Source organism: Synechococcus sp. CCAP 1479/9 (assembly GCF_019038535.1).
Classification (GTDB): domain Bacteria; phylum Cyanobacteriota; class Cyanobacteriia; order PCC-6307; family Cyanobiaceae; genus Cyanobium.
The window spans coordinates 56,888-75,098 of sequence record NZ_JAFKRK010000008.1 but is presented as its reverse complement, the minus strand read 5'-3'; the positions used below and the strand labels follow the sequence as shown (position 1 = coordinate 75,098).

General features: G+C 71.6%; 20 protein-coding genes. 9 read left to right on the top strand and 11 right to left on the bottom strand.

The features are described from left to right. Positions 1-80 precede the first annotated feature (80 nt). Genes KUG38_RS03285 through KUG38_RS03270 form a run of 4 tightly spaced genes read right to left on the bottom strand, consistent with a single transcriptional unit; the run spans position 81 to position 3,715 of the window. The gene (locus KUG38_RS03285; RefSeq protein ID WP_216919031.1) at positions 81-1,586 is read right to left on the bottom strand and encodes a leucyl aminopeptidase; all 1,506 of its coding nucleotides are present in this window, start codon (positions 1,584-1,586) and stop codon (positions 81-83) included. Positions 1,587-1,634: 48 nt separating this feature from the next. Further along, positions 1,635-2,240 (bottom strand): GIY-YIG nuclease family protein, encoded by a 606-nt coding sequence (locus KUG38_RS03280; RefSeq protein WP_216919030.1) that lies wholly within the window; start codon positions 2,238-2,240, stop codon positions 1,635-1,637. Next, positions 2,237-2,935, bottom strand: coding sequence for a ComEA family DNA-binding protein (locus KUG38_RS03275; RefSeq protein WP_216919029.1), 699 nt, complete (start codon positions 2,933-2,935; stop codon positions 2,237-2,239). The genes KUG38_RS03280 and KUG38_RS03275 overlap by 4 nt, the downstream gene beginning before the upstream one ends. Before the next feature lie 33 nt (positions 2,936-2,968). After that, the gene (locus KUG38_RS03270) at positions 2,969-3,715 is read right to left on the bottom strand and encodes a response regulator transcription factor (RefSeq protein ID WP_216919028.1); all 747 of its coding nucleotides are present in this window, start codon (positions 3,713-3,715) and stop codon (positions 2,969-2,971) included. A 134-nt stretch (positions 3,716-3,849) separates the two neighbouring features. Here KUG38_RS03270 and KUG38_RS03265 point away from each other — a divergent pair, with 134 nt between their 5' ends. Genes KUG38_RS03265 through pyrF form a run of 4 tightly spaced genes read left to right on the top strand, consistent with a single transcriptional unit; the run spans position 3,850 to position 7,713 of the window. Next, entirely contained in the window at positions 3,850-4,173 is a 324-nt protein-coding gene (locus KUG38_RS03265) for a DUF1825 family protein (protein ID WP_094585584.1), read from the top strand. Positions 4,174-4,179: 6 nt separating this feature from the next. Further along, positions 4,180-5,589, top strand: coding sequence for a flavin monoamine oxidase family protein (locus KUG38_RS03260; RefSeq protein ID WP_216919027.1), 1,410 nt, complete (start codon positions 4,180-4,182; stop codon positions 5,587-5,589). 55 nt (positions 5,590-5,644) lie between these two features. Then, on the top strand, positions 5,645-6,973 hold the full coding sequence (tyrS, locus tag KUG38_RS03255; RefSeq protein ID WP_286195587.1) for a tyrosine--tRNA ligase: 1,329 nt from the start codon (positions 5,645-5,647) through the stop codon (positions 6,971-6,973). Continuing rightward, positions 6,973-7,713, top strand: coding sequence for an orotidine-5'-phosphate decarboxylase (gene pyrF, locus KUG38_RS03250; protein WP_216919026.1), 741 nt, complete (start codon positions 6,973-6,975; stop codon positions 7,711-7,713). The genes tyrS and pyrF overlap by 1 nt, the downstream gene beginning before the upstream one ends. A gap of 9 nt (positions 7,714-7,722) precedes the next feature. Here pyrF and KUG38_RS03245 read toward each other — a convergent pair whose 3' ends face one another. From KUG38_RS03245 to KUG38_RS03235, 3 genes are all read right to left on the bottom strand, one after another. After that, a complete protein-coding gene (locus tag KUG38_RS03245) occupies positions 7,723-9,726 on the bottom strand; it encodes a putative bifunctional diguanylate cyclase/phosphodiesterase (protein ID WP_216919025.1) in 2,004 nt (667 codons plus the stop codon). Between the two features lie 398 nt (positions 9,727-10,124). After that, positions 10,125-11,384: a hypothetical protein gene (locus KUG38_RS03240; RefSeq protein ID WP_216919024.1), complete on the bottom strand. Its 1,260-nt coding sequence runs from the start codon at positions 11,382-11,384 to the stop codon at positions 10,125-10,127. Between the two features lie 127 nt (positions 11,385-11,511). Beyond that, complete coding sequence (locus KUG38_RS03235; RefSeq protein ID WP_216919023.1) at positions 11,512-12,084, bottom strand: peroxiredoxin; 573 nt, start codon at positions 12,082-12,084, stop codon at positions 11,512-11,514. A gap of 183 nt (positions 12,085-12,267) precedes the next feature. Here KUG38_RS03235 and KUG38_RS03230 point away from each other — a divergent pair, with 183 nt between their 5' ends. Further along, positions 12,268-12,774 carry a DUF1993 domain-containing protein gene (locus tag KUG38_RS03230; protein WP_216919022.1) on the top strand — a complete coding sequence of 169 codons (507 nt, stop codon included), beginning with the start codon at positions 12,268-12,270 and terminating at the stop codon, positions 12,772-12,774. A 6-nt stretch (positions 12,775-12,780) separates the two neighbouring features. Here KUG38_RS03230 and KUG38_RS03225 read toward each other — a convergent pair whose 3' ends face one another. From KUG38_RS03225 to KUG38_RS03210, 4 genes are all read right to left on the bottom strand, one after another. Then, positions 12,781-13,839: a DUF3326 domain-containing protein gene (locus KUG38_RS03225; RefSeq protein ID WP_216919021.1), complete on the bottom strand. Its 1,059-nt coding sequence runs from the start codon at positions 13,837-13,839 to the stop codon at positions 12,781-12,783. Continuing rightward, a complete protein-coding gene (locus KUG38_RS03220) occupies positions 13,836-14,045 on the bottom strand; it encodes a DUF8621 family protein (RefSeq protein WP_216919020.1) in 210 nt (69 codons plus the stop codon). Before KUG38_RS03220 ends, KUG38_RS03225 begins: the two co-directional genes overlap by 4 nt. Continuing rightward, entirely contained in the window at positions 14,042-14,347 is a 306-nt protein-coding gene (locus tag KUG38_RS03215) for a 2Fe-2S iron-sulfur cluster-binding protein (protein ID WP_502988678.1), read from the bottom strand. The genes KUG38_RS03220 and KUG38_RS03215 overlap by 4 nt, the downstream gene beginning before the upstream one ends. A gap of 100 nt (positions 14,348-14,447) precedes the next feature. After that, entirely contained in the window at positions 14,448-15,197 is a 750-nt protein-coding gene (locus tag KUG38_RS03210) for a TIGR02466 family protein (protein ID WP_216919018.1), read from the bottom strand. A gap of 74 nt (positions 15,198-15,271) precedes the next feature. Here KUG38_RS03210 and KUG38_RS03205 point away from each other — a divergent pair, with 74 nt between their 5' ends. The 4 genes from KUG38_RS03205 to KUG38_RS03190 are packed head-to-tail and all read left to right on the top strand — an operon-like array spanning position 15,272 to position 18,143. After that, positions 15,272-15,958 (top strand): SAM-dependent methyltransferase, encoded by a 687-nt coding sequence (locus KUG38_RS03205; RefSeq protein ID WP_216919017.1) that lies wholly within the window; start codon positions 15,272-15,274, stop codon positions 15,956-15,958. A 56-nt stretch (positions 15,959-16,014) separates the two neighbouring features. Beyond that, positions 16,015-16,731 carry a DUF4336 domain-containing protein gene (locus KUG38_RS03200; RefSeq protein WP_216919016.1) on the top strand — a complete coding sequence of 239 codons (717 nt, stop codon included), beginning with the start codon at positions 16,015-16,017 and terminating at the stop codon, positions 16,729-16,731. Then, positions 16,728-17,708 (top strand): NAD(P)-dependent alcohol dehydrogenase, encoded by a 981-nt coding sequence (locus KUG38_RS03195; RefSeq protein WP_216919015.1) that lies wholly within the window; start codon positions 16,728-16,730, stop codon positions 17,706-17,708. The genes KUG38_RS03200 and KUG38_RS03195 overlap by 4 nt, the downstream gene beginning before the upstream one ends. Before the next feature lie 6 nt (positions 17,709-17,714). Continuing rightward, the gene (locus tag KUG38_RS03190; RefSeq protein ID WP_216919014.1) at positions 17,715-18,143 is read left to right on the top strand and encodes an MGMT family protein; all 429 of its coding nucleotides are present in this window, start codon (positions 17,715-17,717) and stop codon (positions 18,141-18,143) included. Positions 18,144-18,211: the final 68 nt, after the last annotated feature.

Below are 18,211 nucleotides of genomic sequence, written 5' to 3'. Positions count from 1 at the left end.
CGATGCGTTGTCTGGTCTGGAAGCAAACCTAGGCCGCAAGCTCCGGCGGCCAAAGCCGCCGGGGACGGCGGCGCTGCCGTTCAGGCCGCGGCGCCCGCCACCAGCCAGGCCACCAGGGTGCGCACCCCGAAGCCGGTGGCCCCCGCCGGATCCAGCCCCCTCGCCTTGTCGCTCCAGACGGTGCCGGCGATGTCGAGGTGGGCCCAGGGCAGCCCCCGGGTCACGAAGTCCTGCAGGAAGAGGGCGGCGGTGATCGAGCCCCCGGGCCGCGGGCCGGTGTTCTTCATGTCGGCGACGTGGCTCTTGAGCCCCTTCTTGTAGGAGCCGCGCAGCGGCATGCGCCAGAGGGCCTCGCCACCGGCCGTGCCGGCGGCGATCAGGGCCTCGGCCAGGCCGTCACTGGGGGACCAGAGTCCGGCGATCTCCTCGCCCAGGGCGATTACGCAGGCGCCGGTGAGGGTGGCGAGATCGACGATCGCATCAGGCTCCAGGCCGCAGGCGTAGACGAGGGCGTCGGCCAGGGTGAGGCGCCCCTCCGCGTCGGTGTTGTTGATCTCGATGGTCTTGCCGTTGGAGGCGGTGAGCACATCGCCCGGATGGATGGCGCCGCCGCTGATCATGTTTTCGCAGCTGGCCACGATCACGTGCACCTCCAGGCCGGCGGGGCGGATCTCGGCGATGGCGCGGGCCGCCCCCAGCACGGCGGCGCTGCCGCCCATGTCGTACTTCATCATCTCGATCTGGGAGCCGGCCGTCTTGAGGTTGTAGCCGCCGGAATCGAAGGTGAGCCCCTTGCCCACCAGCACCACCCGCCGGCTCACCTCCCCGGTGGGCCTGATGGTGAGGTGGATGAACTTGGGGGGCAGGTCGGAGCCCTGGGCCACCCCCAGGTAGGCCCCCATGCCGAGGGCCTCGCAGTCGGCCCGCTCCAGCACCTTGAGCTCGAGCCCGAAGGTGGCGGCGATGGCCGCGGCCTCATCGGCCAGCGACTGGGGGGTCGCCTTGTTGGGCGGAGCCGCCACCAGCCGCCGGGCCAGTTCCACGCCGCTGCAGGTGGCCGCCACATGGGCCAGGCGTGCCGCCGCGGCCTCCCCCAGCCCGAGCACGGTCACCCGGGCCGGCAGGGAACGGGGCTCGGCCTCGCTCTTGAAGCGCTGGTCGTCATAGAGGCCGAGACGCACGGCCTCCGCCATCGCCGCCGCCGCCGCCGCCGGCTCGAGCCCCTCCAGCGGGAACCACAGGCCGAGCTCCTCGGCACCGGCGCTGGCGGCCGTGCGGGCCGCACCGGCACCGGCCTGGCGCAGGGCGTCCAGCCCGAACTCAGCCGGATCCCCCAGACCCACCAGAATCAGCGTGGCCGGGGTGCCGCCGGGCCGCTCCAGGGTGATCGTCTGGCCACTCTTGGCCTCGAAGCGGCGGCGCTGCAGCCAGCCCTCGAGGGCTTCCCCCACCAGCTCCTCAACCAGGCCCCGCCCGTCGCCGCTGCCGCCGCCGGCGAACAGACCCACCACCAGGGTGTCCCCCGTCCAGCTCTCCGTGAGGGGACGTTGTCCGTCCCGGTCGACGGCAAGACAGCGAAACTCCATGGACCCAGCGCAGGCGACCCGTGATCGTAGCCAGCCCAGCCCTGGAATTCAGGCGGGATCGGCCGTGAACGGGGTGGCCCAGCGGTCCCGCGTCTCCTTGTTGAAGGGGGGCAGCCAGCGCCGGATCAGGGCCTGCTCCAGGGCCCGGCGGGGGCCGACCGCCGCCGGCACGTCCGACCAGAAGCGGATGCTCGGCCTCGCCTCCAGACCCGCCCGCGCCAGGGCCTCGCCGTAGGCCGCCAGGTAGTCCTTGCAGTCGTGGTCGCCCTTCCAGCGCTGGTCGGCCCGGCCCGTCTCACCGACGTAGAGCAACAGGGGCAGCGGCAGCTGGGGCGGGCGATCCATCACCAGATAGAGGGCCGCCCCCTGCTGGGGCAGCCGGGGCCAGCGCCAGAAGGAGAGGCTCTGGGGGCTGAGGCTGAGGGGATCGAGGCGTCGCGCCAACTCGAGGGGATCGCCGGGGTCGGCGGGGATGGGGAACAGCTGCCCCTGCTGGAGGGGGACGGCGGCACCGGTGGCGGCGAAGAGCGGTGCCTGATGGTCGGCGAGACGGGCCTGCCAGGCGAGCAGCTGCTCCTGCCACAGGGGCAGCGAAGCAGGCAGCGGGGCGCCGGCCACCGCAGCCGCCGGAAACAGTTCCCCCTGGCGGCTCATCGGGCTCGCCCCGGGGCCGGCGGCAGCACCGGCCCCGGGGCGGCGTCGTAGCGGAACCGGCCGATCCAGCGCTCCACCTGCTCGGGGGAGATCTCCAGGCGGTGCTGGAGATCGGCCAGATCCCGGAAGGGCTGGCGAGCCCGCTCCTGCAGCAGCCAGCGGCAGCGCTCCGGCCCCAGGCCGAGCCGCTCCTGCAGCAGCCGTTCAGAGGCCTGGTTGATCGCCAGTGGCGGCGGCAGGGGCGCAGACCTGGGCTGGCCCCGGCGCCGGAAGCGCAGCACCGGCCGCCAGATCCCCACCTGGGCGGAGGACACCTGGAGCCCGGCGGCCAGATCCCCGGGGCCCGACCACTGCTGACCCTCGCCCTGGAGCCGGATCAGCCGATCCACCAGCTCCGGGGGGCAGCCGGGCAGCCGCAGCCAGTCGCCGGCCTCGGCGAGGTTGACCTCGAGGCTCCAGCCCAGGGCGGCCGCCTGGCGCACCTCGGCCCCATCCCGGAACCGCAGCGCCGGGTTCAGGGCCAGCTTGAGGGCGAGCAACTCGCGTTCGACCGCTTCTTCGGCGCCCATCCCGGCGGCCCCAGTCCCGGCGACTCCTGGCTGCGGCGGCGACAGAGGCGGCGGCAGGGGCGGCAGCTGGCCGGTGGCCTCCAGCAGGCGGCGGGCCAGGGGATCCAGCCAGTGGCGTCCTGCCATGGAGGCCCGAGCGCGCGCACATCGGGCCTGAAGCTAGCGGTTGCCTCCCGGTCGGGGCCAGTCGACCAGGCCCAGCTGCAGGCCGATGACCACCGCCTGGATGCGGCCCCGGGCCCGCAGCTTGAGCAGCACGTTGCGCACATGGGTCTTGACGGTGTCGACCGACACCATCAGCTCCCCGGCGATCTCGTGGTTCGTCAGGCCCTGCACCACCCGCTCGAGCACCTGCCGCTCCCGGGCACTGAGCGGCTCGGCGTCGCCGCCGGGCTCCTGGTCCGCCAGGACCGCCCCCACCAGGGCACGGTCGAGGTACAGGTCGCCGCTGAGCACGGCGTGCAGGGCCTGCAGGCCGGAGCCATGCAGCAGCCGCGACTCGGGCACGATGCCGTCGCAGCCCGCCTGCAGGGCCTGCCGGATCCGGGCGAGGCGGTGCTCCTGGGAGACCACCAGCAGGGTGCGGACCTCGGGGTGGCGGGCCTTGACCTGCACCACCAGGTCCACGCCGCATCCCTCCTGCAGCCGGTCACTGACCAGCAGCAGGTCGGGTCGATGGCGGCGCACCTGGGCGAACCCCTCGGCGGCCGTGGTGGCAGCCCCCAGGATCCGGGCGGGCGTGCCCATCAGCAGGGTGATCTGGGCCCGGCTGCCCAGGCACAGCACCAGCCGGACACCGTTGAGCAGCGCCAGTCCCCGGCTGAGGTCGTCACGCACCTGGGGCAGCAGGGGGGTGAGGTCCACGGGCGCAGCGGCGGGGACACCCCAGCGATGGGGGGCAACCATCCTCACCAGGGGATCGACTCCATTTCGGTATCGGCCATGGCGGTCCGGGGACCGTGATACGTGGATCCGCACTCCCCAGGGGTGCCCGCTCTCTGCAGAATCGATCTCTCCCGCAGTCCGGAGCAGACGTCCCCATGGCTTTCTTCGACTCCGAGATCGTCCAGGACGAAGCGAAGCGGCTGTTCAGCGATTACCAGCAGCTGATGCAGCTGGGCAGTGAATACGGCAAGTTCGACCGCGAGGGCAAGAAGCTGTACATCGAACGGATGGAGGAGATGATGGAGCGCTATCAGGTGTTCATGAAGCGCTTCGAACTCTCCGAGGACTTCCAGGCCAAGCTCACCGTCGAACAACTGCGCACCCAGCTGGGCCAGTTCGGCCTCACCCCCGAGAAGATGTTCGAACAGATGACCCTCACCCTCGAGCGCATGAAGGGCCAGCTCGATGCGGCGGGCTGATCCGGCGTGAAGGACGTCATCGTCATCGGAGCGGGGCTGGCCGGGCTGGTGGCCGCCAGGGATCTGCGCAGGGCCGGCCTGTCGGTGCAGGTGATCGAGGCGGCGCCGGCCGTGGGGGGCCGCATGGTGCGGGCGCCCCTGACGCTGGAGGGGGCCGGGCCAGCCGGGGCCGTGCCTGCCGCCTGGATCGACCTGGGCGGTCAGTGGGTGGGCGCCACCCACTCCCGCTTCCGCTCCCTGCTTGAGGAGCACGGCCTGCGCCGGTTCCCCTCCCCCCACGACGGTGAGACGGTCCTCTGCTTCGGCTCCCATCGCTGCACCTTCAGCGGCTTCTTCCAGGGGTTCCCGGAGGGGCAGCCGCCTTCGGTGCCCAGAGCGGACTGGGAGGACGCGATGCAGGCCCTGGAGCGGTTCCAGGAGCTGGTGGTGTCCCTGCCGGAGGGCCATCCCCATCACCATCCCGACGCCGCCGCCCTCGACCGGCTGAGCTTCCAGGACTGGATCGAGGCCCACACCCACACCCCCTTCGCCGCCTGGTACTTCGCCTACTTCTGCCGGGCGGTCGGTTTTCTCGGGCCGGCGGAGCCGGACCAGGTGTCCCTGCTGCATGTGGCCTGGGGGCAGCGCACGGCCTCCCAGGGCGACCACCCCGAGGAGGAGCTGATCCACGGCGGTGCCGGCCAGCTGCCGGCCTTGCTGGCCGAAGGCCTGGGGGACGCCCTGGTGCTGGGGGAGCCCGTGCGGGCCATCCACCAGAGCGAGGGTCCCTCCGGCCACGGTGCGGAGGGCACCATCACGGTGACCACCGACAACGGCAGCCACCACGGCCGGGCGGTGATCGTGGCCATGCCGCCGGCGATGGCGGCCGCGATCCGCTTCACGCCCGAGCTGCCGGCCGATCGGCTCGCCCTCCAGGAGGGCATGGCCATGGGCCGCTGCACCAAGGTGCTGGTCGCCTACCGCAGCCCCTGGTGGCGGGAGGCTGGACTGGCCGGCATCGGCATCGGCGATCGCCCCTGGGTGGAACTCTGCGCCGACAGCTCCGATCCCGAAACCGGTCTGGGGGTGATCGCCGCCTTCGTGGCGGGCCGCCGCCACGGGCGCTGGTCGACCCTCGACGCCGGGCAGCGCCGGGCGGCGGTCCTGGAGGATCTGGCCGCCTACTTCGGTCCGATGGCGCTGGAGCCGCTCGACTACGTCGAGAAGGACTGGCCGCGGGAGCCCTTCGTCGGCGGGGCCTTTGCCGGCTGGATGCCCCCCGGGCTGTGGACCCGCAGCGGCGACGCCCTGCTGCGGCCCCACGGCCGGGTGTTCTGGGCCGGCACGGAGGTGGCGGAGCGCTGGCCGGGCTTCTTCGAGGGTGCGGTGGCCAGCGGCGAGCGGGCCGCGGCCGATGTGGTGGCCCTGCTGGGCTGAGCGAGCGGAGCACCCCGGCTGCTTACCATCCCCCCCAGGCAGGCGGCTGGTGTCAATGGGGGAAGCGGAGCACGCGAATCAGGTGGCACATCAGGCGGAACCGCCGGGAGAGCCGCTGGCGGTGCCGCCCCTGGCCGACGCCCTGGCCCGGGGCCTTGCCGACCTGTTCCCCGCCGGCAAGGACCCCGACCCGGATCAGCGGCTCGAGGCCCGGCTGGCGGAGGCGGAACGCCAGGGCCGGCCCCTGCGGGTGAAGCTGGGCATCGATCCCACCGGCAGCGACATCCACCTCGGCCACAGCCTCCTGTTCCGCAAGCTGCGCGCCTTCCAGAACGCCGGCCACACGGCGGTACTGATCATCGGCGACTTCACGGCCCGCATCGGCGATCCCACCGGCAAGAGCAGCACCCGCGTGCAGCTCGATGCGGCGGCGGTGGAGGCCAATGCCGCCACCTACCTGGCCCAGCTGGGCCAGGGCCAGCCCCCCGAGCGCTCCCTGCTCGACTTCGAGACCCCCGGCCGGCTGGAGGTGCGGCGCAATTCCGAGTGGCTCGCCGGCCTGGCGCTACCCCAGGTGATCGAGCTGCTGGGCATCAGCACCGTGGGCCAGATGCTGGCCAAGGAGGACTTCGCCAACCGCTACGGCTCGGGTACCCCCATCAGCCTGCACGAATTCCTCTATCCCCTGCTGCAGGGCTACGACTCGGTGGCCGTCGCCGCCGACCTGGAACTGGGCGGCACCGACCAGAAGTTCAACGTGGCCATGGGGCGCGACATGCAGCGCCATTTCGGCCAGCGACCCCAGTTCGGGCTGCTGCTGCCGATCCTGCCCGGCCTCGACGGGGTGCAGAAGATGAGCAAGAGCCTGGGCAACACCGTGGGGCTGATGGAGGACCCCCTGTCGATGTACTCCAAGCTTGAGAAGGTGCCGGACGCGGTGGTGGAGGACTACCTCACCCTGCTCACCGATCTGGACACGGCGGCCCTGCCCACCAACCCCCGGGAGCGGCAGAAGGCCATGGCCCTGGAGGTGACCGCCAGCCGCCACGGACGCGACGCGGCCCTGCAGGCCCAGGCCGATGCGGCCGCTCTGGTGACCGCCGGCCTCACCGGAACGGGAGGGGCTGGGGACGGACTCCAGGCGGACAGCGTGCCCGAGGCCTCCCTGGCCGGGCTGGCCTTCCCCCTCAAGGCGTTCTACCTGCTCAGCGCCCTGCAGGTCTGCGCCAGCAGCAGCGAGGGGCGGCGCCAGATCCAGGGGGGCGGCGTCAAGCTCGACGGTGAAAAGCTCAGCGACCCCAACCAGGAGTTCGCCAGCGCCGAGGACCTGGACGGCAAGGTGCTGCAGATGGGCAAGAAAACCTTCCGGCGGCTGGTGGCCTGATGGCGGACGCCGACCGCAACGCCACGGCCATGGAGCCTGCCGAACGGATCATCCTCGCCCTCGACCGCCCCGACGCCGACGCGGCCCTGGCCCTGGTGGCGGCGGTCCCGGAGCTGCGCTGGGTGAAGGTGGGCCTGGAGCTGTTCACCGCCGCCGGACCCGCCGTGGTGCGGGAACTGCGGCGACGGGGCCTGCGGGTGTTCCTGGATCTGAAGTTCCACGACATCCCCGCCACCATGGCCGGCGCCTGCCGCAGCGCCGCCCGGCTGGGGGCGGAACTGATCACCGTGCACGCCAGCGCCGGCAGCGAGGCCCTCGCCGCCGCCCAGGCCGCGGCCGTGGAGGGCGCCGCGCTCGAGGGCCACGGCGCCCCCACCCTGCTGGCGGTGACCGTGCTGACCAGCTGGGATCCCGACCGCTTCCACCACGAGCTGGCCATCGAACCACCGCTGGAGGCCTACGCGGGTCAACTGGCGGCGCTGGCGGCGGCGGCGGGCCTCACCGGAGCGGTCTGCTCCCCCCTGGAGGTGGCCCGGCTGCGGGCCGCCCATCCCCGGCCCTTCGCCCTGGTGACCCCCGGGATCCGCCCCGCCGGCGGTGCCACGGCCGACCAGCGGCGGGTGATGACACCGGCGCAGGCCGTGGCGGCCGGAGCCAGCCAGCTGGTGATCGGGCGCCCGATCAGCGGCGCCGCCGATCCCGCGGCGGCCTTCGCGGCCTGCTGCGCCGAGCTGTCCTGAAGCGGAGGCCTAGGGCTCCAGGGGAGCCGCCTCGCCGTAGAGCCAGCCCTGGCCCCGCAACCAGCCCTGGGACGTGAGCAGACGGGCCTCCTCGATGGTTTCCACCCCCTCGGCCACGGTGTCGAGCTCCAGGCCTTCGGCCACCCCCACCAGTGCCTGGGACAGCCGCAGGCTCTTGGTGTCCTTCGCCCGCATCGCACAGGTGAAGGACCGGTCCAGCTTCAAGCCGGCGATGGGCAGGTCGCGGAGATGGCTGATCGAGGAGTAGCCGGTGCCGAAATCATCCACGTACCAGCGGACCCCACGGCCGGCGAGCTGCTGCATCTGCTGCCGGATGCGGTCGGTGACGCTGAGCAGGGCCGTCTCGGTGACCTCCAGATGCAGCCGCTCCGGGGCCACCCCGGCGGCCTGGAGGGCTTCGGCCACCAGCTGGGGGTGATCGGGCTGGGCGAGGGTGGCCGCCGAGACGTTCACCGCCATGGTGAGGCCTTCGGGCAGCCGGGAGAGGGCCGCCAGGGCCTGGCGCAGCACCAGCTGGTCGATGCGGACGATCAGGCCGCGGCGCTCGGCGCAGGGGAGGAACTCGGCGGGGCTGACGTCGATGCCGTCGGGGCGCACCCAGCGGGCCAGGGCCTCGTAGCCGGTGACCGCGCCGCTCGCGAAGCAGACGATCGGCATGAACCAGGCGGCGAACTCCTCCATCACCAGTCCGCGCTGGATCTCGGCCGCGAACAGCAGGCGCGTGTGGGCCTCGGTGGCCAGGGCGTCGTCGAGCAGGGCGAAGCAGTTGCGGCCCCGCGCCTTGGCCTGACGCATGGCGAGGCTGGCATCCCGCAGCAGCTCGTCGGGGCGGGCGTCGGCAGCGGAGGTGGCGATGCCGATGCTCACGGTGGGATCGATGGGCTGCCCGCCGATGGTGATCGGCGCCCGGCAGGCCGTGAGGATCCCCTCGGCCGTGTGGGCGGCCGCGGCCGCGGACGTCAGATCACTGAGCAGGACGATGAATTCATCGCCGGTGCCGCGGCCCACCCGGTCCGGCTCGCCGATCGCCCGGACGATCCTCCCCCCCAGGAAGGCGATCAGCTGGTCGCCGCCGGCATGGGTGAGGGCATCGTTCACCTGGGTGAGCCCGTCCACGCCGATGCTGAGCACCGCCAGGATCGAGCCGGTGCCCGCCTGGCGATCGAGGGCCTGGCGGATCCGGGCCAGGGCGACGCTGCGGACGGCCAGGCCGGAGACGGCGTCGTGGCGCTGGCTGTGGTCGAGCTCGGTGCGGATCGTCATCCGGTCCTGGATATCGCGCAGGCAGAGCACCCAGGCCCCGCCGCTCCCCTCCGGCACCGGCCGGACGCTGCCCCCCATCCAGCACCAGCCCTCGTCGGCGCGGCGGATCCGCAGCTCGCCCTCGAAGCGGCCCCGCTCGTGCAGGCCCAGGCCGGCGCGCAGGGCCCGGCAGCGGTCGTCCCTGTGGACGAAGGCCATGGCGGGTCGGCCGACCAGGGCGGCGGGTGACCAGCCCAGCAGCGCCTGCACCGATTCCGAGACCCAGAGAATCCGGTGATCGGCATCCACCTCGATCACCAGATCGGAGGCATGGCCGGCCAGCAGGCGATGGCGCCTCTCCAGCTCCGACAACCGTCGGCGCAGGTCGGCCGGTTCGCTGGCCCCGCTCCAGAGGCAGCAGAGCCACCCGCCGGCGGGGAACAGGCGCAGGCGGCGCGGGGCCGACGCGGCGTCGCCCGGGCAGCCGGGGGCCGTGACCTCCACAGTCTCCCCTGACTCGAAGGCCCGGACGCCTTGTTCAAGCAGGCCGCCGGAGCGGTGGACCGGGTGGAGATCCAGCAACCGCGCCCCCACGATCCGCTCCAGTTGGTGGGCATGAACACGGCTGGCCGCTCCGTTGGCATAGGTGCAGATGAAATCCGTGATGGTGCCGGCAGCACCCCTCTCGGGCCGCAGCATCAGGAACGGATCCGGCAGGGCGTCGAGGATCGGCTGACTCCCGTCCGCCACCCCCTGGCCCGCCCTTGGGAGATCCGGGAAGGGAGACCCCTGGCTCCCTGAAAGGGCCGTCAACCTCGCCGGAAGAGGTTCAAAGTTAATGGCCGTATCGCTGACCACCTTTTGGCGTTTTCTCTGCCCGGAGGCGGGATGCAGGAAGGGAAACGTGTCGGAAAAACCCATGGCAACCGTGCACCATCTCCATGGGGCGTGATGCAGATCCTTGGCAGAAGCGCTGGTGTGAAGAAGCGCTTTTGCGGTAAATCTGCAGAGATCATTGAAAAAATGCTAGCCGAACTTTCCGCTTCACGCAGCGTGAGCGGATCGCCGTTGGCACCGAGAGAAGCAATGGATCCCCGGCAGATGTTTGCTGCCAACGGATGGCTGATCCCCCGGCGGAGCCGGGCCCATCAGGTGTCCGGCCGCCGCGCGGCCGCTTCGGCCCCGGCCGCCTCGGCCCGCTCCAGCTGCCGGGCCGCCCAGCGCCCCAGTCGCCCGGAGCCGGCCAGCTGCTGACGGAGTCGCTCCATCTCGGCGCGCCGCTGCTGGCGCCTCTGCTCCTCGCTGGGCACCCGGTCGTCGAAGGGAACGTGGGCGCGCGCCGCCAGCCAGGCCCCCAGGTGGCGCAGGGGGGTCGGATCGGTGGCGTGGTCCCCGACCCGCAGGGGCGGATCGGGGGTCCGGAGGGCCTGGAGTCGGTAGGAGCGGTCCCCTTCGGAATCGACCAGCTCGACCAGCTCCAGGGCCCGGGCTTCCCCCAGGGTGCGCAGGCGCTGGCCGAAACGGCGCTGCAGCACCAGGACCCGTGGCTCCAGCCGCCACTCCAGGCGCCCGAAGGCCAGCCAGAGCTGCCCCCAGACGCCGGCCAGGGCCAGCAGCGCCAGCGGAATCCCCAGGGCCCAGAACCCCGGCCAGCCGGGGCCGTTCCGCAGCATCAGGGCCAGCAGCCCCCCCAGCACCAGGTTGACCAGGCCCATCACGCGGCGCTGCTGCCGCCGCAGGGCCTGCTCGGGCACCAGCAGCGGACTGCCGAAGGAGGGGGTGAGCTCCTGCCAGCCCGCCGGCAGGACCGGTACCGCCGGGATCCGGCTCTGGGCCTGGCCCGGGCCATCGGCCGGCTCCTCGGCGAGGGGGCGCAGGCCGAGCCGCCGGTTGAGCTGCTCGGCGGCCTCCTGCCGCTGGCGCAGGCTGCCGAGCCGGGTGATCTCGAGGCTGCGTCCGGGCAGCTCGGCCACCAGGGGCCCACCCCAGACGCCCGCACCGCGCACCTGGAACTGACGGATCTCCCGTCCAGGCAGGGCCCGGCGGCGGCGGAAGGGTCCCCGCCGCACCTGCCGCTCCAGCCCCCCGTCCGCCGCGACGGTCAGCCGGTCCTCCGACCAGAGCACCCGCAGCACCTCCCGCAGGGCGGCGGCGCCACCGAAAGTCCAGAGACTCAGCCACAGCACCAGGAACAGGGCCGCCGGGAGGGCCGCCCCTTCACCGCTGACCAGAAAGGCGCCCAGGATCCTCCACAGAACCCAGAGGGCGAACACCTCCCCCGCCAGCCAGCCGCAGAGCCACAACGAGAGAAACGCCGCCACGAAGAAGCGACCGGGACCCACGGGCCGGAAACGGAAGCTGGTGGTGCCGATGGCACTGTTCCCCGCCTCGCCCACGACCTCATCCAACGCCTCGCCTGCCGTCATCCGATGGGCCCATGCTGGCGAGGCGACGCCGGTGGGACATCCTCCCGGCAAAGGAAAACCCCCGATCCGCGGACGGAACGGGGGTGAGGAGCTCAGCTCTGGGGGAGCCTCAGCCGACGAACTCGCGGCTGGGGGCGGAGACGCCGGCGGGGGCGGTGCCCTTCAGGTAGGCCAGCATCGTGTCGGCGTCAGAGCACTCGAAGGGGTCGGTGGGGCAGTTGTCCTCAAGCCCGGGCTCCACGAACATCTTCTCGATGGTGCCGTCGTTGACGAGCATCGAGTAGCGCCAGGAGCGGGCGCCGAAGCCCAGGTTGTCCTTCTCGACGAGCATGCCCATCTTGCGGCTGAACTCACCGTTGCCGTCGGGCAGCAGGAACACCTTGTCGGCGCCCACCTGCTTGCCCCACTGGAACATCACGAAGGCGTCGTTGACGGACACGCAGACGATGCTGTCCACACCCAGGCCCTTGAACTCCTCGTACAGGGCCTCGTAGCGGGGCAGGTGGTTGGAGGAGCAGGTGGGGGTGAAGGCACCGGGGAGGGAGAAGACCACCACCTTCTTGCCCTTGAAGATGTCGTCGGTGGTCAGGTCCTGCCAGCGGAAGGGGTTGGGCCCGGGCACGGACTCATCGCGCACACGGGTCTTGAAGACGACGCTGGGGACCTTTTCGATGGCAGCCATGTGAATCTGTGAAGAACGACTTGACGACGCGCCGCCCGGAGCAGCGATCGCAGAGAGCTTAACTCGCAATCGGTCCGCTTTAGGGGGGAAACCGGCTGAGTGTTTCTGCTCATCGCCGCTGCCGGGCCACCGGCTCGACAGGCCTACAGTCCGCTTCGCCTGCCCCCGGCACCCGCCCCAGCCATGACCCTCTCGATGTTCGAGGCGGCCGTTCCGCCCCTGGCCCGCAGCCTGCGCAACCTGGCGGCGATCCTGGCCAAGGCGGCCGCCCACGCCGAAGCCAAAGGGATTGATCAGGCCGTGCTGCTGCAGGCCCGCCTCTACCCCGACATGTTCCCCCTGGTGCGCCAGGTGCAGATCGCCACCGACATCGCCCGCCGCGGCCTGGCCCGGCTGGCCGGGGTGGAAAGCGCCGCGATGGAGGACAACGAAGCCGGCTTCGACGACCTCATCGGCCGCATCGAGACGACCCTCGCCAGCCTGGAGGCCTTCACCCCCGAGCAGATCGACGGCACCGAAACCAAGCCGATCGAACTGCCCATCCGGGGCGAGACGCTCCGCTTCAGCGGCCAGAGCTTCCTGCTGCTCTTCATGCTCCCCAACGTCTATTTCCACGTCACCACCGCCTACGACATCCTGCGCCACAACGGCGTGGAGCTGGGCAAGCGGGACTTCCTGGGCGAGCCCTAGCCCCCCTCAGCCTGGGCCTTTATGGGTCGGCAGGGGCCGCCGCAGGGCCGCCGGATCGAGGCCCTCCCGCAGGGCCAGCACGATCCCGGCCGCCTCGGCGTAGCTGGCGGCCGGGATCACCGGCAGCCCCAGGGCCTCACCGCTGACCTGCAGCAGGCAGGGATTTCCCTCCACGGCGATCACGGGCACGCCCCGCCCGGCGCAGGCCAGCACCGCCTCCCCCCCCAGGGCTCCCGCCGGTGCCACCACCGCCCCCACATCGGCGCCGTGCAGCAGGCCGTTGCCGCTGGCCGGTTCGGGCCGCAGCGAGGGGGCCCGGCTCAGGCCCACCAGCACGCAGGGCAGGAAGGTGTGGCCCAGCTCCTCGGCCGCCGCCCGGGGATCCAGCCCGGGGTCGGGCGACAGCGGCGCCAGGGCGGGGGCATGGGCACAGGGCACCCCCAGGTGGCGCACCAGCAGGTGGCTGATCACCGCCTCCGCCCCGGCCAGGCCATCGACCCCCGTGCCGTGGCGGTAGGCCGCCAGGGCGTCGCTGCCGGGCTCGTCGGGGAAGCGAGCCACCACGGCGATGGCCGTGGCCCCGGCCGCCAGCAGCGCTTCACCGGCCCGCAGCAGGGCGTCGGGGCGGCCGATGGTGCCCCAGCTGCTGCCGCTGGGCCCGATCGAGAGGCTCACCTCCAGGGGAACGTCGCTGCTGAGCACCGGGCCGATCGTCAGCCCCAGGCTGGCGCGGCAGGCGTCGATCACCTGGCGGTGGCGCAGCAGCAGCTCCGCTTCGATGCCCGCATCCAGCAGCACGCCCACCCGCTGGCTGGGCACCGGAGCGAGGGCCAGCTCGCCGGCGGCGAAGCGGTCGAGGCTCCAGCCCTCCACGTAATGCAGGCGCCGGTCGCTCCAGTAGAGGGAGGCGGCGTTCATCACGTTGGGGTGGGTGATCAGGCAGCCGCTGGCCGCCGCCAGCAGCCGGGCCGCCGGCAGGCCGTCGCCGGCGAAGCCGCCCACGGCGCAGCCCACCCCGGTGGGAATCACCAGCAGGGTGGGCAGGGGCGGAGCCGCCGCGCTCAAGGGCCGGGTGCCGGTACCGGCGCCACCACGATCCCCTCCAGCCGCAGGCCGCGGTGGGGATCCACCGCCGTGATCGCCCAGCGCAGGGGTTCGGCGCCCTCACCGGCCAGGCGGCGGGCCTCCCGGGCCAGCCCCTGCCGCAGCTGGGGCAGCAGCGGACCGGGGCAGGCCTGCAGCCACAGCTCCAGGGGCACCAGGGCGCTCACTTCTGGAACTGACCGAACTGGGCCTCGTAGAGGGCGTCCTCCTGGCCGGCCAGCAGGTCGAGGTCGGCCAGGGGATAGGAGACGCACAGCAGGGCATAGCCCTTGGCCTGCAGCTCGGCCTTGACGCCCATGGCATCGGGCTGGTGGACCGTGCCGCTGCGCAGCAGGGCGGCGCAGGTGGTGCAGACACCCGAGCAGCAGGAGCTTGGCAGGGGCACCCCGGCGGCCTCGGCGGCGCTCAGCACCGTCTGGTCGCCGCGGCAGGGAAAGCTGTAGGACGTGCCATCCAGGCTGGCGCTGATCTGGAAGACGGGGAGCTCCGACGCGGTGGCTGGGCTCGTCGCTGGGGTGATCTCGGACACGGGGGATGGGGGTCGGGGAGGGCGGCGTTGGCAGGGCGGCTCAGGCTCCCGGCTCGGTCCCATCTTCCCCGATCGCCAGCCAGCGACCGGGGTGGGGGGCGAGGTACTCGCCCGGATCGGGCGCGTTCGCCGGGGCCGTGAGCACGAAGTCGATGCTGAGCGAGAAGCGGGTGTCCTCCGGGTCCCCGTTGGGCAGCACCGCATGGTCGACCGACGAGGGGAACAGCAGCAGCAGCCCCGCCCGGGGGGCCACGTCGTGCCAGGGGCGGTTGAGAGCGGCATCGGCCCCGATCGGGCCGTCCTGGCCCACCGCCAGCCCCGGCACCAGCTCATTGACTTGGCGGGGAGCGAACAGGCGCAGGCAGCCGCTGCGGCCGCTGCCGTCGCCGTTGAGGTAATAGATGGCGCTGAGGTGGGCGTTGGGGTGGTGGTGGCGCCCCACCTGCTCGCCGGCCTCGCTGATCACCGGCCAGCTGCGCTGCACATGCAACGCCAGGCGCCGGCGATCGAACCCCAGCGCCGCCAGATACGCCCAGGCATGGCCCGCCAGCCGGCCGATCAGGGGGGCGAACAGGGGGTCGCGGTGCAGTTCCCCGGCGCCGCGCACATCGCCGGTCCAGGCCACGCCTTCCTCGCTGGGGTCCCGCTCCCGCAGCTCCAGGGCCCGCTGCAGCAGCAGGGCGGTGTCGAGGGGATCGGGGGCCAGCTGCACCCGGCCCAGGGCCATCGGAAACAGGGGCTCGATCGCCAGGGTGGCGGCGGGGGCGGCGGGGGCGGCGGCATCGGCCATGGACGAAAGGGGAGAGAACCGGGAGGGAACGGGACAATCATTCCCTGGCTCGACCCCACCCCTCCAGTTCCGCCATGTTCAGCCTGGATCAGGTCGTCCCCTGGGGCCGCTCCTTCGAGGAGTACGGGGCCATGTTCGCTCTCACGGCGGACGACCTGGCGTGCCGGATCCTGGGCTGTGGGGATGGCCCGGCCAGCTTCAATGCCGAAGCCAGCCGCAGGGGCACGGCGGTGATCTCCTGTGATCCGATCTATCGCTTCAGCCGGGAGGAGATCGGCTCCCGCATCGCCGCCACCTACGACCAGGTGATCGAACAGATCCGGCAGAACCACAGCGACTTCGTCTGGGAGGCCATCCCTTCGGTCGAGGAACTCGGCCGGCGGCGCATGGAGGCCATGGGGACCTTCCTGGACGACTATCCAGCCGGCGTGGCGCAGGGGCGGTATGTGGAGGCCGCGCTGCCCTCCCTGCCCTTCGCCGACGCCAGCTTCGAGCTGGCCCTCTGCTCCCATCTGCTGTTCCTGTACAGCCTGCAGCTGGACGCCGCCTTCCATCGGGCCTCGCTGCTGGAGCTGGTCCGCGTGGCGCGGGAGGTGCGGGTGTTTCCGCTGCTCACCCTGGGGGGTGAATTGTCGCCCCATCTGGAGGAGAGCGCCGCCGCCCTGCGGGCGGAGGGTTTCACGGTGGCGATCGAACGGGTGCCCTACGAATTCCAGCGCGGCGGTAACGCGATGCTGCGGATTCTTCGCCCGGCCGGCTGACGCCAAACACCCGTTGGCGCGGGCCCTTAGGTTTGGCCCAGCCTCCTGCTTCACCCATGCTGCGGCGCCTCGCCGATGATCTCTGGGTGGCCGAACAACCGCAGCGCTACTTCGGCCTGAGCATCGGCACCCGGATGAGCGTCATCCGCCTGGAGAACAGCAACCGGCTGGTGATCCTTTCGCCGATTCAGCCAACCCCTGAGCTCGAAATCGAACTGGCCGCCATCGGTGTCGTCACCGACATCGTGGCGCCCAACGCCTTCCACCATCTCTATCTCCAGGCCTTCCAGCAGCGCTTTCCCCAGGCCATCAGCTGGGGTCCGCCCTTCCTGAGGCAGAAGTGCCCCCATCTGGAGCTGGATCATCTGCTGAGCACGGAAGAGCCATCCCCATGGCCGGGATTGCTGCTGTGCAGCCTCAGCGGGCTCCACACCCTGGGGCCCACCGGCCCATCGCCACTGCATGAGGTGGCCTTCTGGCACACCGCCAGCCGGACACTCGTCCTCACGGACAGCGCCTTCCACTTCGATGCCTCCGCCCCCTGGCTCACCCGCTGCCTCACGCGGATCGGCGGTGGTTACGCTCGCCTGGAGCCCACCATTCTCGAGCGCCTGGCCACTTCGGACAGAGCTGCGCTGCTCCAAGCCATGAAGGCTCTCCTGCAGTGGGACTTCGACCGGGTGATCGTGGCCCACGGCGCCGTGGTGGAAACGGGGGGCAAGCAAGCCCTCACCAGGGCCTATTCCTCCTTTCTAGGATCCCCCCTGCCATGAAGGCCGTCCTCGCCGAACGCTACGGGCCGCCGGAGGTGCTGAAGATCCGCGAGATCGCCACCCCCACCCCGAAAGCCGGTGAGATCCTGATCCGGATCCATGCCACCACGGTCACCTCGGCCGACTGGCGGATTCGGAGCCAGACGGTGCCGGCGGGATTCGGCCTGATCATGCGGCTGGTGTTCGGCCTGCGGAAGCCCAGGCAGCCGATCCTCGGCTCGGAGCTGGCCGGGGTTGTCGCGGCGATCGGCAGGAACGTCACCCGATTCCAGGTGGGGCAGCGGGTCTTCGCCTTCAGCGACATGGCCATGGGCTGCCATGCCGAATACCTCTGCCTGCCCGAGGACGGCATGGTGGTGGCCACACCGCCCGGCCTCACGGACGAAACGGCCGCCGCGCTGTGCTTCGGCGGCACGACGGCCCTGGACTTCCTGCGCAGAGCCAAGCTGCGACCCGGGGAGAGGATCCTGGTGAATGGGGCCTCCGGGGCGGTGGGCACGGCCGTTGTCCAGCTGGCCCGGCACGCCGGGGCCGAGGTCACCGGGGTGTGCAGCGCAGCGAACCTCGAACTGGTGCGCTCCCTGGGGGCGGCCCAGGTCATCGATTACACCAGGGACGACTTCACCCTCTACGGCGAAACCTATGAGGTGATTGTCGACACGGTCGGCACGGCGCCCTTTTCCCGCTGCCGGCGCTCACTCCGGAAGGGGGGGCGGCTGCTGCTGGTGCTGGCCGGACTGCCCGACATGTTGAAGGGGCTATGGGTGTCGCTGACATCCGGCCGCAGCGTGATCGCCGGCCCCGCGACCGTGAAACGCGACGATCTGCTCACGCTTGCCGCCCTGGCGGAGGCGGGAGCATTCCAACCCGTGATTGATCGGATCTATCCGCTCGATCAGATCGTGGATGCCCATCATTATGTCGACACGGGACGAAAGAAGGGTAACGTCATCATCTCCGTGCGCGACCAGAACTAGTCCCCCATGGCGAAGTCAGAGGCTTTCGCCCGCATCAAGGCTCAGGTGCTCCGGATCGTCGCGACGATTCCCGAATCGAAGATCACCACCTACCAATCCATCGGGGAGCATCTGGCGGTGATGCCCAGACACGTGGCCTACATCCTCAGCCAGCTGGACGACAACACGAAGATGGAGGTTCCCTGGTATCGCGTCGTGTCAGCAGACGGAAGCCTGGGCGTGCCCAAGCGCGATCCCAGCGGCGACAGCCAGGCCCAGCTGCTGCAACGGGAAGGCGTCGCGGTGGTGGGACATGCCGTAGAGCCGTCGCTCGCGGCGTTCTTTCTCCCTTGCGGTGAACTGAGCCACGGCATCCCCAGGCAAGAGCGCCCCCCAGCGGACGCCCACCAGCTCCGTGGTAGGACCACAAGAGCGCGGCGGCGCCGTGGGACGTGAAACGCGTCCGAGCTTGCTGACACAGGTGTAGTGTAAAGAAGACAGAAAGGTACTGACCACCGTTACAG

Coding starts and splice junctions, on each gene's coding strand:
- KUG38_RS03285 (WP_216919031.1), bottom strand. CDS start 1,586: ATGGAGTTTCGCTGTCTTGCCGTCGACCGGGACGGACAACGTCCCCTC.
- KUG38_RS03280 (WP_216919030.1), bottom strand. CDS start 2,240: ATGAGCCGCCAGGGGGAACTGTTTCCGGCGGCTGCGGTGGCCGGCGCC.
- KUG38_RS03275 (WP_216919029.1), bottom strand. CDS start 2,935: ATGGCAGGACGCCACTGGCTGGATCCCCTGGCCCGCCGCCTGCTGGAG.
- KUG38_RS03270 (WP_216919028.1), bottom strand. CDS start 3,715: ATGGTTGCCCCCCATCGCTGGGGTGTCCCCGCCGCTGCGCCCGTGGAC.
- KUG38_RS03265 (WP_094585584.1), top strand. CDS start 3,850: ATGGCTTTCTTCGACTCCGAGATCGTCCAGGACGAAGCGAAGCGGCTG.
- tyrS (WP_286195587.1), top strand. CDS start 5,645: ATGGGGGAAGCGGAGCACGCGAATCAGGTGGCACATCAGGCGGAACCG.
- pyrF (WP_216919026.1), top strand. CDS start 6,973: ATGGCGGACGCCGACCGCAACGCCACGGCCATGGAGCCTGCCGAACGG.
- KUG38_RS03235 (WP_216919023.1), bottom strand. CDS start 12,084: ATGGCTGCCATCGAAAAGGTCCCCAGCGTCGTCTTCAAGACCCGTGTG.
- KUG38_RS03230 (WP_216919022.1), top strand. CDS start 12,268: ATGACCCTCTCGATGTTCGAGGCGGCCGTTCCGCCCCTGGCCCGCAGC.
- KUG38_RS03210 (WP_216919018.1), bottom strand. CDS start 15,197: ATGGCCGATGCCGCCGCCCCCGCCGCCCCCGCCGCCACCCTGGCGATC.
- KUG38_RS03205 (WP_216919017.1), top strand. CDS start 15,272: ATGTTCAGCCTGGATCAGGTCGTCCCCTGGGGCCGCTCCTTCGAGGAG.
- KUG38_RS03200 (WP_216919016.1), top strand. CDS start 16,015: ATGCTGCGGCGCCTCGCCGATGATCTCTGGGTGGCCGAACAACCGCAG.
- KUG38_RS03195 (WP_216919015.1), top strand. CDS start 16,728: ATGAAGGCCGTCCTCGCCGAACGCTACGGGCCGCCGGAGGTGCTGAAG.
- KUG38_RS03190 (WP_216919014.1), top strand. CDS start 17,715: ATGGCGAAGTCAGAGGCTTTCGCCCGCATCAAGGCTCAGGTGCTCCGG.